The sequence below is a fragment of the Paenibacillus sp. FSL K6-1318 genome, assembly GCF_037976905.1.
GTDB classification, from domain to species: Bacteria; Bacillota; Bacilli; order Paenibacillales; family Paenibacillaceae; genus Paenibacillus; species Paenibacillus amylolyticus_A.
In genome coordinates this window covers 557,575-569,794 of sequence record NZ_CP150270.1, presented here as the reverse complement: position 1 = coordinate 569,794, position 12,220 = coordinate 557,575, and the positions used below count along the sequence as shown (strand labels likewise).

Genomic DNA, 12,220 nt, shown 5'->3' with positions numbered 1-12,220 from the left:
GACGCTTAACCCAAATTGTAGATCATGCCACTCGCGGTGTTCAGTCCAAGCTGACCGAATCCCTCCAGTGGCTTGGAGAACCAGTCCACCTGACTCTCGGCTTCCGATGAATGAAGGTTAGACTCATCCTCTTTCCAGTGAATCACTTGCTGATGATGACGGTCCCAGAATCTCCATAGTGCAGGCTGCTTCAGCAGTTGATTGCGAAACGGCTCATATACACGTCCTGCTGATTCCTGAATATCCCCTTCTAATATGAAAGGCGGCAAGAAGACAATTTTGGAACGAAAATCTTCAGTCAATGTCATGAAATAGGGGCATACAGGCTTGCGTGTCTTGGCTAAAATACGAAAAATACCGCTCCTCGTCCGGATACGCGAACTCAAGAAAGGAAGCTCCACTGCGCGATTATCCGCGTTGAATCCGGTCTGACCATCTACGAAAAGATTGAATGAACCTCCCTTTCGCAAATGAGAATATAATCGTATGCCAATCATCTCATCCTCGGCATTCAGCAGATCAGCACCTGCAAACTGCCGTAGGGTGTTCCAGGACGACAGCTTCTGTTCCTGCTCTACGGTGCCTTGTTCAGCCACCAGATAGAAAGGTAATCCGGACTTCATGTGGCCTGCACGAATCTCTTGTCCGATGGTGATCATGTTATGCCTGACGAATCCGTAATGCCAGGTCAACAAAGCCCCACCTTCCTGCAACGTCGCTTGCAGATGTTCAAGACCCTCGACTTCATCCCAATCCATAAAGGAGTACGGGCTTTTTTTGTGTTCGTCAACTGTCCTTAAAAAGGCCAGATAATCCATCCAGATCGACTCTGGTGACGATTCCGGTTGAAGAGGAGAAAGCTCCTTAACAATGTTCATTAGCGCATAGAAGAATCCCAGTTGAATTCCGTCTGCCTTTTCCCTATACAACTCCTCCCTGACCTGTTCCCGATGTAACGTATATAGTGTATGAAAATCCTCCATGCTTACACCTCCTGTATACCCTGATTCATGGATACTCCCGCTCCCGACAGCATTCCTTCCTTGGCTGCACCAGTTCTGCAAGACGATTCAAACCGCCGACGATTCCGGTCGATGCCATCCATCATATAGACCAACATTCGAAGTGCCAGTTCATATTGTCCAGGTATGTGTCGATCCGATTGAACACCCTGTCCTTCAACCATATCCATCCCTTCATAAGATATCGGGACTTCCAGCGCTGCAATAACGCAGTCTCGAATGTTCTGCCACGTCGGTCCAGCAGAAATCGGAAAATCAACAAACGGGAAGCTTCCCGGATCAAGGGAATCCAAGTCAAACGTTAAATAAGCCGAGTCGACATCGTACTTCTGTCTTACCTCGTTCAGAACATGGCTCACCCTCTCAGGTGTCATATGCTCTGCCGATATCTGAATCAAGCCGGGATGGCTGTACATCTGGTCTGCTGAGCGAAGACCACGCAGGCCGATCTGTACAACAGCAGCAACCGTACCCTGCTCTAGCAAATGTCTCACAAAATTGGAGTGACTGGGATGCTCCTGATGGATGGCATCGATACCGCAATCATGATGAGCATCGAACTGGACCAGCACTCTTCGACTGCCCTGGGCCTTTGCCATCATCTGAAGCACAGCATACGTAATGGAATGGTCTCCGCCAATGCAGCACAATAGCGTCTGTTGATCCAGCGCATGATCCAGTGCGGCCGCAAGACCTTTTTTATAAGGAACAGCTGTATTAGCCTCCGCTTCGTTCATAAGACAAGTACCCCAATCCTGCATGGCTACGTTCTCAAGCAATCGTCTTCCACTTCCAATGTCGTACAAGCTCGAATTCCCGGACTCTTGCAACGATGGATAGATGACCTTTTTCCACGATTCTACGCGTAACGCATGCGCAAGTCCGGCAACGGAGGAGTTTAACATGCTTGTCCCACCAGAATGGGGGATACCCAAGATCCCCAGTTGAGGAGCCCGATGACCGATGAGAGGCTCATACAAAAAAAAAGGCGCTTCCGCAGGTTCAACCCCCGGCAAATCCGGGGGGCGTTGTGGCTCCAGCTCTTTCGCCGGTTCCAGCTCATAAAACTGGGTGAACGTTTCATCCGCAGCGATCCACGCATCTGCAATGCGACGTACCAGATAAGCAGGTTCTGATGTTTTCATGCAAAAGCCTCCTGTACGTAGTTAGAGTCAAGTCTGTGTGGAATAGCTCTTATTCGGCAACGTCGCATCACCTTCTGTACTGATGTCCTTATCCGTAGACGATTCCACATATTCCCGCTTCAGCATTCGCATGAAAGGCAGGAAGAACGACGACATGCCGACCACATTCATGCCAGCAATCACCGCATAGAAGTAAGTAACCTCATTGAAAGCCCGAGTCAGTCCCCAGCCAAGTACGATAATAATCAGAAAATACACCGCATTCAGGAGTATGGCCTGGTATCCACGCCCACTCTGCTCCATCGTCAGCAAGGTTGTCATCATGGGACCCATGCCAATATAGGAAAGAGCTACGATGGACAAATACCGTGCTGCTTCTGCTCGGGTTGCCGCGTCTTCGATTAGGAATGCGATAAGCGGATCTCGCCAGATCCAGACGGCAACGGCAATGATCACATACAGAACAAAGGATTGCAGCAGACCTTGGCGATAACTTGCATAGGCCCTTTGCCGGTGTGGTGATTGCAAATTATGATTGATGATAATGCCGATGGCCGAGCCAATCACGATACCCGGCAGGATCGCCATCGTCTGAATTCGATAACCAACGCCAAAGCCGGCAACCGCCCCTTCGCCAAAGTGACTGACAATTTTATTGAAAAAAAATGTGCTCAGAAAAATCATGCAGTACGAGATGAACACAGGAATACCGACATGCCTGAGGGCCAGCAGATGTTTTTGGGCAAATGCAAAGCGCTCAAAGATCATTTCCCGGCGAATGAACAGAATCAGCAGAGAGATAGCCAAGGATAAGACGGAAGTGATCAGGTTGGCATAGATGATGCCCTTCAGATCCAACCCGAAGACCGACACAAATGTATACACGAGAGCAATGTTTAGCATCGCCATCCCAACCGCGTTCCACGACGCTGCCTGTGCACGGCCCAGTCCTCGTAACGCCGCACTGGTCACTGCCGCCAGGACAGCCGGGATGCTCACTGCCATCATACCCCCTACGTACAGCGTAAACATGGGCCCAATGTCGGCAGGCACACGGTAAAACCATGAGAGCACAGGGGTCAGTAGCATCACCATGCCCCCGGTCAGAATGGCCAGCAGCATTGCACTGCCCATCATGTGTACGAACAGCTGGGTAAATGCACGAGAGCCCCCGGCACGACTGCGCGCCACCGCGACCTGAACAGACAGCTGCATCGCTTCGATGATGGCAATCATGACGAAGGAGACAGGAATATATAATGAGAGCACATATAATACACTTTGACTCGTATGACCCAGGAAAAATACATTAGCCAGTTGTGTAATCACGTTAACCAGAGAAGCGAGCAGCATCGGAACGGCCGTACGGAATAACAAACGATGGATCGAGCCGGCCGTATAATCGATCCCCTGCATGGGGTCCACCTCCACAATTCATGAAGTCTTGATTTCTTGATTCATTGTAAGCCTGCTGAGGATCGGCAGACGTATCACATGCACGCAACAAGCCGATATCATCCGATCGTCATCCCATGAGACCAGCATGACCCGATCATCTGGCCTGATGATCCCCCGCTCCAGCTTATCTGCCAGCTGTATCCATACGTCCCCGCTCTGATAATCCGTTTGTGGTACGCAGATGGTCTTGGAAGGGGAAATATGCAAAACACTGCCATTGAGACGTAATCCCAGTCTCGACTGAAGAATGACGTGCTCGGCTGCATGACCATCCATCCATTCGCGGATGATACCGAGTGCCTCGGATGCAAAAACCGTGGCTTCATCCGATCTAATGATCCTTTTTCCCGCATAATGTACCTGCAACGCCCCTTGACCTAGGCCTGCCTCAAGCGCAACCGCCATGTCGCCCAAATCACCCTTAGGTTCGGATGATTGACCATATCCATTCTGTCCATCTTCATGGAGGATTCGCTGCTCCACCAGCACAATCGCAGTCCGTTCGTTAGTTAGCATGCTCCAAAGAGCGACCTGAATGGCCTCGGTGCCTGCGAGCGCCCCCATATGGGTAATACCAAGTGGATGATTAACTCGCCACGGAGCCGTTTCAAGCATTCGGGCAAGCGGAGCATTCAACGCATGACGTTCCGGACAGGTCTGGGCAAGGATCAACCAATCCCAATACGGCTTTGTACACAACCGCTCCAGCACCATAAGCGCAAGATCACCGGCTGTCACCCGTCTCCCATCTGCCATAAGGGAGCGAGTCAGCGTTCCCACGCGACCATAATAGTGATCCTCCATGTATATGTGCGGCGATACGTAAACATAATCATCCGGTGTTGGCCAATCCAGCGTGTACAGATGATCCTCCGCAGTAAGCCAGCAAATATGATCCACATAGATTGGCGCGCCAATCTCACCATGAAGTGAATCAGACATGCTGCATCTTCCCGTTGGCATACGCCTGAAAAACGTTTATCTTCTGAATGGACGTTGTGCCTTCCATGAACTCAAAGGCCCTTGCATCGCGATACCATTTGTTCAACAGAGGATGCTCCAGCATAGAACCTGGCCCCATCATCTCCAGAGCCCATTCCGTCGCTTCCTCGGCAACTGACGCAGCCCGTATTTTACTGAGGGAAGCCAGATATCCCTTATTCGCATCATGGTCAATCTCTGCTGCTGCATTCCGAATCATGCTGCGCAGCGCGTGCAAACGTATCTCCAGTCGCTCCAGTTCTGTCTTTTCGCGTTCTGTGAAGATCGTTCTGTGCTCCACAACATAATCATAAGCAGCCTGTGCAACACCAAGCGCCAATGCCGCCACACTAGGACGCATCCGGTGGAATGTACGCAGTGCTCCCCACAGTCCACGCTTGGTTGGGCTTAAATGACGACCCAGAATATCTTTCTCTTCCAGTGGGAAAGCCTCGAATTGCAGATGGCTGAGTTGCAGACCCCGAAGACCCATCGTGTCCAGCGGGGTTGCTGTGAAACCCGGCAGAGAAGGATCAACTATAGCGACCTGAATGCCCAGAGGCGTACGATTGGTCTGGGCGAATACCAGTCCAATACTTGCCCGGTGTCCGTTCCCAATGTAGAATTTATGTCCGGTTAGCTCCATGCCCCCATCCGGATGTCGTGTAATCCGCGTGCTGATCTCGGTTGCATCTGAACCCTTCTCTGGCTCTGACAAGGCAAAAACAGCCCAGGCTGGACCTTTCAAAAAGTGGCTATAAAAGCGTTCCTTCTGTTCCTCATCGCCCAAGTCAATCATGACGATGCTGGACATGGAAGGACCAGGTCCTCCCAGAAAAACGCCCGCATCTCCTGCGGATAACTGCTCGATCGTAATGACTCTTTCCAGCGAAGAGAGTCCATAATATCGATCCTGACCTATGGTTACAATTGGCTGGCCGCCATACTCCGGGGGAATCATCATATGATTGATGGCCTGCAGGGCAGACGTGTGCAAGAACTCGGTGAGCCGGTCTGGCTCCCGGTCAATCGTCTGGCCGATCTGACGAAGCTCCGCAGCATACTGCTTCATCACATGCTCGAAAATCGCAATCGTTGATGGAGTAATCATCAATATTCCTCCTTAGCTGGCAACAGCATGTTTTTCACCAGTTGGCCTGCATAGGTATACGCAGATACGCCGTGTCTCAAAAAACCGAAACCGCCGCCAAGACGTTGAATCTGCCTGAAAGCCTCGTCCAATTCCTGATGTATCCACGCATGAACCCGGACCGATGGAAGACCTGGATTTGCTGAGAGGAAACGATCTTCGGGCAACGTTTTAGCCATATAGAGCGTTGTCAGGATGTCAGCGACCATGCCTTTGACGAGCTGGTGCTGAAACGTGGATTGCCCGCCCGATATTCGCACCGACAAATGCCTGCGAATCTGCTCCAAGCCTGCCTTGCACAGCTCTGCGCGGAACTCAAGCAGGCGTATTCTCAGCTCATCCGAAGTCACTTTCTCCCCGGATGTCTCAGCTTCCTCGCCCTCGTTCGGCTGTACCTGGTATAACAGTAGTCCGGAGGGTTCCAGCATCCGATCCTGCACATGAACAGCATTTAGTTGGTTCCAACGATACAGCCCTGCTGATGCTTCATGCCAGAGCAAAGGATCTTGTTCCATGAGATGAGCGGTCGCGAGCACGTAGGGACCTGTTGCCAAAAGCACTGGACGACTGCTCAACAGCAAGGTTTTCGCTTCCAATATTTCCGATATCGGAGCAACGGGATTGCCTGCTGCCTTTGATCCGACGGGCTTTGCATCTGGGCCCTGGAATTCAATAACGTGCATTGCCATTCCTCCTGTTCATTTTTCTTCGCATCCTCCATGCTCCACCAGTGCAAAACCAAAAAAACTGCCGAGCCCGATACTGACCATGATGGAGCGTCCCTTCCTGCACACCCAGTTCTGCTCCAATCCCGAACTCAGGTTAATGAACGGATCGGTAGAGAAGGTATGTCCGATTCGCTGAATGTTATCCAGATATATCCGATCAAGTCCAACTCCCGTACGTCGCGAAAATTCCTTCCAGGTGGTCCAGTTCACATTATGGGGAAAAATATGATCCACATCTTCGAAACTCAGGCCTTGCGTTGACAGCAGCTCTTCCATCCCTTGAATGATATGGTCCACATACAATCGGTTAAATGCCGAGATCTCATCGGTGGTTGCATGATAACCAGTATGGAACCGGGTATCTCGCAGCACATGCGCCGCCTGAACGACATGCTGACAGCTCTCTCTGCTCAATAGGACGGCTACGGCAGAATCACCCAGAATGGCCGATTTGCGCAGATAGCGCCATTCGGGAGGCAAAAAATTGAATTGATCCGCACAGATCAACAGCACATTCCGAATGTGAGGCTGCGTTTTCGAGATTCGTTCAAGCCATTGAAGAGCGGCTATCGACGATGCACAGTTCATTTGGGATATGCCATAGAACGGTACATGTTCCAGCCCGAAGCGCTGGAGGACACGCTGCACAAGTCTGTAATCGCTCGGTGTCTGCACCTGGAAGGAATGGACATAGAGAACAAGATCGATTCCGGAAGGGGCGGGTCTGGTCTGGAGCCGTTCCACAGCCTGTGCGATCGTATCATCAAGCATCTGGCCCGATTCCGTTACAGGCACACCTTCCAGGCGGTGGTACTTGCGCAGAAACTGAAGCTCCCCTTTCCCAAGCTCCAGCGCAGCCAGTACCTCTTCCGGCTGCTGAATCTGTTCAGGCAGATAGACGCCAATATCCACAATACCGAACCCCAATGTTCTCCCTCCTTCTGCGATTAGTGTCCATTCGTACTCCATTCACAAGTCCGAATCAGCAAGGCGTGAATAAACGAATCCGTCTGCTCCAGATGAATAAGACATATGTACTCTCCCCCGTCCTTCTCCTCCAGCAACTTCTGTAATGCGAAGAATGGCGCCGCACTCCAGCGCGATGGATCATAATAACTCTTCGATCCACATTCCCTGTACCAGGCAGCCTGATTGCATAACTGCTCCAGATCAGGATGGATGAGCAGGTTAATCTGATTCCGGTGAATGGATGCCTGGGCACATAATCGATCCAGTACCATCTCCGCAGTATCGGCTATGGAATGTTCGGCATGTCGCATCTCTACACCAAGCAGGGAAGGTCCTATGCCTGTCATCCGATCAAGGTATATTGCTGCAGCCGTGTCCGGCCCAGGCGGCGAATCAAGTTCCTTCGTTTCATAGGGGAGAGCCGTCTGGTCCATGACCAGCAGCATGCCTTTCATGTAACCTTCTCTGCCCAGATAATGCTGAAGCATGTGGAGGGCTGCAAATGGAGCACCAAAACCAAGATCATTTACAGCAAAACTGATAAAACGGGCCTGATAGCGATCCATCAAATAATTCACAATCGATATATCCGGGCGGGTATTCGGAAAATTGTATGCCAGCAGCAACACATCCACATCCTGCATAACCCGATCAAGTCCCGTTTCCTCCAGCAGTTCCACACTCATCTCGTGATAGGCATTGTTGTTACGCCCCTGCAAAAGCTGAACGTCGTACTTGATCGGAGTACCTGCGAGCATATCCTGATGAAATCGCAGCAGTTCCGGATGATCGAACGGAGGCTTTTTCTCCGAGAACAGCCTGACTCCCATCTCCCGTATGGCAACAGGCGAAGCCATCAGGCCGCAATGAGCTGCTTCTCAATATAAGCAGCCAGGGAGCCTACCGTATCGAATACATCTGGCTCCAGATCATCCGGGTCAATCTCCAGACCTTCAATCCGGTCTTCCAGCGTCATCAGCAGTTCCAGAACCGAGGTCGAATCCAGATAAAGTTCGTCAAATAAAGATGTGCTTAATTGAATATCCTGCCTGGCTTCCGTATTCAACACTTCAGCAAGGGCACCCTTGATCTCTTCAAGCAATACTGCAGTTGTCATGATCATCATCTCTCCTCATCAATTGGTTATTGCCGTATGGGATATTTGAATCAAGCGTTGCTTGGACAGTAAATCCTGCGGAGTATCCCGCTCACGGATCAAGTGAGCCTCCCCAGCGACAATTAGCACTTCCGCCGGACTTCCGTGACTCAAAAAGTGTGTGGGAGAAGCCGTTGGTCCGTAGGCTCCCGAATGAAAAACGCCGATTAGATCGCCCCGTTCAACAGGAGGAAGCAGTACCCGTTTTCCAACAACATCGTTGGGCGTACATAGGGGGCCCGTAATATTGTATTCGGCTACAGGGGACTCGCCATAACGCGTCAGGGAGGCAATCGGAAAGTTACGCTTCACGTAAGAACCTGTGCCCACCGCCGCCATATGGCAGTTCGTTCCACCATCGGTTACGACGAAGTGCTCTCCATACGATTGCTTGACGTACAAGGCACGACTGACCAGCATACCGCAGGTACCTACCAGATATCGCCCAAGCTCCATGAACAGCCGGGTGTTGGCATGACTACGCCGAAACGATTCGAACATTGGATTCAACTGTTCTGTCAGTGTGGCTATGGATAGGAACTGCTCACCTTCATGGTAGGGCACGCCCAATCCCCCGCCTACATCAACCATACGCAGCTTGATATCCAGCTCGTTCTCAATTCGTTCAGCCAGTTCCAGAATATGACGGGTATTCTGAACAATCGGCTCTACATCCAACATGCGGGTCCCCATGTACACGTGAAGTCCCATAATCTCCACATGGGAGAAGCTCTCGAACTGCTCTTTCCCCTGGAGCACACTTTGTTCATCCATACCAAACTGACGTGGTTTGCCACCCATGGTCAGCCTGGAGCCTTTAACAGAAAAGGAAGGATTCACTCTTAGCGCCACAGGCACGATTCGTCCCTCACTTGCAGCGATGTTCTCTATGCGCTCCATCTCCTGGAACGATTCACATACAATCGCATATATGCCCAGACGTATACATGCCGTAATCTCGTCATCGCTTTTTCCCGGTCCCAGAAAAATAATGCTTTCTGGCGCTACTCCAGCCTGTACAGCCGTATGCAATTCGGCGAGGGAACATACCTCTGCCTGTGCTCCCATCTCCCGCAGCATGTGTACGATCGAAATATTCGGATTAGCCTTCAATGAATAGAACAGCTCTACATCAGGCGTAAGCAATCCCCTAAGATCCTGATACACCTGTTGCAACACATCCCCGTCATACACATACAAGGGTGTCCCGAATCTCTGAGCGATGTCCGAAATTGGCAACTGCTGAATCTGATATTCCTTAGACACTCACATCACCTCGTTAATGGAAGATAGGACGGCTTCTATCGCTTCGTCGATCAATCCCAGCCGTTCAGGGGAGGACGCAATAATCACGCCATACAGACGTCCGGAGAACAAGGTCCCCTCACTTCTGAATGCCGCATTGACTGTGGCAAAATTATTGATCAATAATCCTTCGCCGCGTTCCGGTTCGAACATCAACACACCCAACCTGGAGCGAAGTACTGCGTATTCCAACAGGTGATTGAGCCGGAGCGTATATTTTTTGGCCAGTCCATATTGATCTTCGGGCAGCCATTGCTGTTGAATGTTGGTCTGATAGGTGGACATATTAAACCTGGCATTAATCTCAAGATTGGGCCAGATTGTACCGTCCTCGTCCAGAATAGCGTCCATGCCGGCAATGCCGTAATATCCATCTCGATACAAGGCTGCTCCAATTCGCATGGCCGCTTCGCGAATGACATCAAGTTGAACATCGTTGAGCCGAGAAGGCATGAGATGCCCCTGATGCACGCCTTGCTCTACCAAGGATTCCTTGACGCCCAGAAACTCAACTCCGCCGGATCGATCGATGAGAATCTGATAATTCAGGTCACAGATTTTATCAATCCATTGTTCAAGCACGTAGTTGATTTGCCGAATTCCCTTTTTGCTTGCCTGTTTCTCCAGCATGCTCATGCATTTGTGAAACCTGGCTTCATCGGTGATGACGGTAATTCCCTTGCCTGATACACCCATGGAATCCTTCAGCACAAGCCGTCCACCCTGCTCTAGCACAGACTTAAGCTGATCGAAACCAGACACCAGTTCATCCAAAGACGTGCATTCAACACCGGGAATCTGGCGAATGCCCAGCTCCGCGTTGAGACGGCGGGAATACCCCTTGTCATTCACCTTGCGGAAGATATCTGAAGATGGAACAGCCAGCGGAATACCGGTCCGTCGGGAGAATTCCTCTTCCTGATCCGAGGTTCCAAAGGGAACCAGATAAGCATTCGTTCCAGCAGCCTGTGACAGCTCTCGCAGCTTGTCCATCGTTCTTGGACAATTCAGAAGATTCGCGGTAATGTTCAGTGCCGGATCATTGTGCTCTACCGTTATGCATCGGGAGCGACCAAACCCAAGAGCCTGTGCATCTGCCATGAATCCCTGATTCGGCGGACCCTTAAGCAGGATGATATCGTTCTCTCCGGCGAGGAAAATACCCAGTTCCTCCATCCGATTAACGACATCCGCAGCCGAGCCTATGCTTAATGAGGGCAGCTTGAGAATACCCGTTTCACTCCAGTACTCCTCCACTTCAAAATTGTTCAGATAGACAAAAGTAACGTCATGCTGGCCCGTTAACGCCCACTTGAGCTTGCTCGAAAAATCCGCCAATACGGTGGTCACGGCCATCCCCTCCTATTCCTGCATATTGCATCACTGCTACGCTGAATGTAACCCCAAGTCCGACCGTAACAAGCAGATAATATTCCTCTGGTTGCAACAGTTTCTGCTCCAGAATGGCTTGGAGATTAATAAATGGGTCCGAACAGAAACAATGCCCGATCTCCTGCACGTTGGACGTATATATGCGTTCAAGGGGATAGGATAACCGGATCGCCACCTTCTTCCACGAGGATAGATTCACATTGTGTGGGACGATGTATCGAATATCCTGCAACGTCAGACCCGCCTGCTCCACAGCTGCAACAATGGCTTCACATAACCGAGGCGTGTAGATTTCCTGAAACTCCCTAAGGATCTGCGGGGTTCCCGTTAATACATTACAGAATTGGCCCAAGGTAACACTCGTAAGTCCAACGACGCGACTTCCGTTGCCCTTGTTGCCCACCAGCACGGCGGCTGATGCCTCTCCCATCACGGTGGTATTGGGGATCAATTGCACAACGGGACTAAAGGTTTTTTCACCTGTTAAAATTAAAATATGATCATCCGCTTCCAATGAAGGCAGCAATGTCTCGGCAACATTCAGGGCGATTAAGCCCGATGCACAGTTCTGCTGCGTAAGCGAAAACGCGATGGCATGCTGCAACCCGTAAGCCCGTTTCAGGACTTGCAAAACTTTCATAGGAAAGGGGAAATTTTCCTGAATTGTGTGGCAATAAATGATATACTTAATCGAGTTAGGAGCGATCTCAGGGTTATTTACCACCTGGGTTAATACGCGCCCAAGCAACGAAACCAGATCTCCATCCTTGTCTTGCCGAACCTGTTTCAAACCATGAATTTTTTCCAGTACCTTCGTCTGGGCATTATTGAGTCCCAGCACCTCGTTCAGTTCCCTGATCGGTACAATGTGCTCCGGAATGTAAGACCATATTTGCTTGATATGCATCGGCTTC

Annotated in this window: 12 protein-coding genes; all 12 read right to left on the bottom strand. The window is 50.7% G+C overall.

The features are described from left to right. Window positions 1-5: 5 nt before the first annotated feature. The 12 genes from NYE45_RS02670 to NYE45_RS02615 are packed head-to-tail and all read right to left on the bottom strand — an operon-like array spanning window position 6 to window position 12,213. Window positions 6-983: a hypothetical protein gene (locus tag NYE45_RS02670; RefSeq protein ID WP_340015462.1), complete on the bottom strand. Its 978-nt coding sequence runs from the start codon at window positions 981-983 to the stop codon at window positions 6-8. A gap of 2 nt (window positions 984-985) precedes the next feature. Next, complete coding sequence (locus NYE45_RS02665; RefSeq protein WP_340015461.1) at window positions 986-2,167, bottom strand: arginase family protein; 1,182 nt, start codon at window positions 2,165-2,167, stop codon at window positions 986-988. 27 nt (window positions 2,168-2,194) lie between these two features. After that, window positions 2,195-3,583, bottom strand: coding sequence for an MATE family efflux transporter (locus tag NYE45_RS02660; protein WP_340015460.1), 1,389 nt, complete (start codon window positions 3,581-3,583; stop codon window positions 2,195-2,197). 18 nt (window positions 3,584-3,601) lie between these two features. After that, complete coding sequence (locus NYE45_RS02655; protein WP_340015458.1) at window positions 3,602-4,567, bottom strand: hypothetical protein; 966 nt, start codon at window positions 4,565-4,567, stop codon at window positions 3,602-3,604. Beyond that, window positions 4,560-5,717 (bottom strand): acyl-CoA dehydrogenase family protein, encoded by a 1,158-nt coding sequence (locus NYE45_RS02650; protein ID WP_340015456.1) that lies wholly within the window; start codon window positions 5,715-5,717, stop codon window positions 4,560-4,562. The genes NYE45_RS02655 and NYE45_RS02650 overlap by 8 nt, the downstream gene beginning before the upstream one ends. Next, the gene (locus tag NYE45_RS02645; RefSeq protein ID WP_340015455.1) at window positions 5,717-6,439 is read right to left on the bottom strand and encodes a hypothetical protein; all 723 of its coding nucleotides are present in this window, start codon (window positions 6,437-6,439) and stop codon (window positions 5,717-5,719) included. Before NYE45_RS02645 ends, NYE45_RS02650 begins: the two co-directional genes overlap by 1 nt. Before the next feature lie 15 nt (window positions 6,440-6,454). Continuing rightward, the gene (locus tag NYE45_RS02640) at window positions 6,455-7,411 is read right to left on the bottom strand and encodes a 3-oxoacyl-[acyl-carrier-protein] synthase III C-terminal domain-containing protein (protein WP_340015454.1); all 957 of its coding nucleotides are present in this window, start codon (window positions 7,409-7,411) and stop codon (window positions 6,455-6,457) included. Window positions 7,412-7,431: 20 nt separating this feature from the next. Next, window positions 7,432-8,310: a hypothetical protein gene (locus tag NYE45_RS02635; RefSeq protein WP_340015453.1), complete on the bottom strand. Its 879-nt coding sequence runs from the start codon at window positions 8,308-8,310 to the stop codon at window positions 7,432-7,434. After that, window positions 8,310-8,570 (bottom strand): acyl carrier protein, encoded by a 261-nt coding sequence (locus NYE45_RS02630; protein WP_017690901.1) that lies wholly within the window; start codon window positions 8,568-8,570, stop codon window positions 8,310-8,312. Before NYE45_RS02630 ends, NYE45_RS02635 begins: the two co-directional genes overlap by 1 nt. An 18-nt stretch (window positions 8,571-8,588) precedes the next feature. After that, complete coding sequence (lysA, locus tag NYE45_RS02625) at window positions 8,589-9,875, bottom strand: diaminopimelate decarboxylase (RefSeq protein WP_340015452.1); 1,287 nt, start codon at window positions 9,873-9,875, stop codon at window positions 8,589-8,591. Continuing rightward, window positions 9,876-11,264 (bottom strand): ATP-grasp domain-containing protein, encoded by a 1,389-nt coding sequence (locus NYE45_RS02620; protein WP_340015451.1) that lies wholly within the window; start codon window positions 11,262-11,264, stop codon window positions 9,876-9,878. Next, entirely contained in the window at window positions 11,203-12,213 is a 1,011-nt protein-coding gene (locus NYE45_RS02615) for a 3-oxoacyl-[acyl-carrier-protein] synthase III C-terminal domain-containing protein (RefSeq protein ID WP_340015449.1), read from the bottom strand. The genes NYE45_RS02620 and NYE45_RS02615 overlap by 62 nt, the downstream gene beginning before the upstream one ends. Window positions 12,214-12,220 lie beyond the last annotated feature (7 nt).

Excerpts from the sequence above, each read along its gene's own strand:
- NYE45_RS02660 (WP_340015460.1), bottom strand. The coding sequence starts at position 3,583 with ATGCAGGGGATCGATTATACGGCCGGCTCGATCCATCGTTTGTTATTC.
- NYE45_RS02655 (WP_340015458.1), bottom strand. The coding sequence starts at position 4,567 with ATGTCTGATTCACTTCATGGTGAGATTGGCGCGCCAATCTATGTGGAT.
- NYE45_RS02635 (WP_340015453.1), bottom strand. The coding sequence starts at position 8,310 with ATGGCTTCGCCTGTTGCCATACGGGAGATGGGAGTCAGGCTGTTCTCG.
- NYE45_RS02645 (WP_340015455.1), bottom strand. The coding sequence starts at position 6,439 with ATGCACGTTATTGAATTCCAGGGCCCAGATGCAAAGCCCGTCGGATCA.
- NYE45_RS02615 (WP_340015449.1), bottom strand. The coding sequence starts at position 12,213 with ATGCATATCAAGCAAATATGGTCTTACATTCCGGAGCACATTGTACCG.
- NYE45_RS02665 (WP_340015461.1), bottom strand. The coding sequence starts at position 2,167 with ATGAAAACATCAGAACCTGCTTATCTGGTACGTCGCATTGCAGATGCG.
- NYE45_RS02650 (WP_340015456.1), bottom strand. The coding sequence starts at position 5,717 with ATGATTACTCCATCAACGATTGCGATTTTCGAGCATGTGATGAAGCAG.
- NYE45_RS02630 (WP_017690901.1), bottom strand. The coding sequence starts at position 8,570 with ATGACAACTGCAGTATTGCTTGAAGAGATCAAGGGTGCCCTTGCTGAA.
- NYE45_RS02670 (WP_340015462.1), bottom strand. The coding sequence starts at position 983 with ATGGAGGATTTTCATACACTATATACGTTACATCGGGAACAGGTCAGG.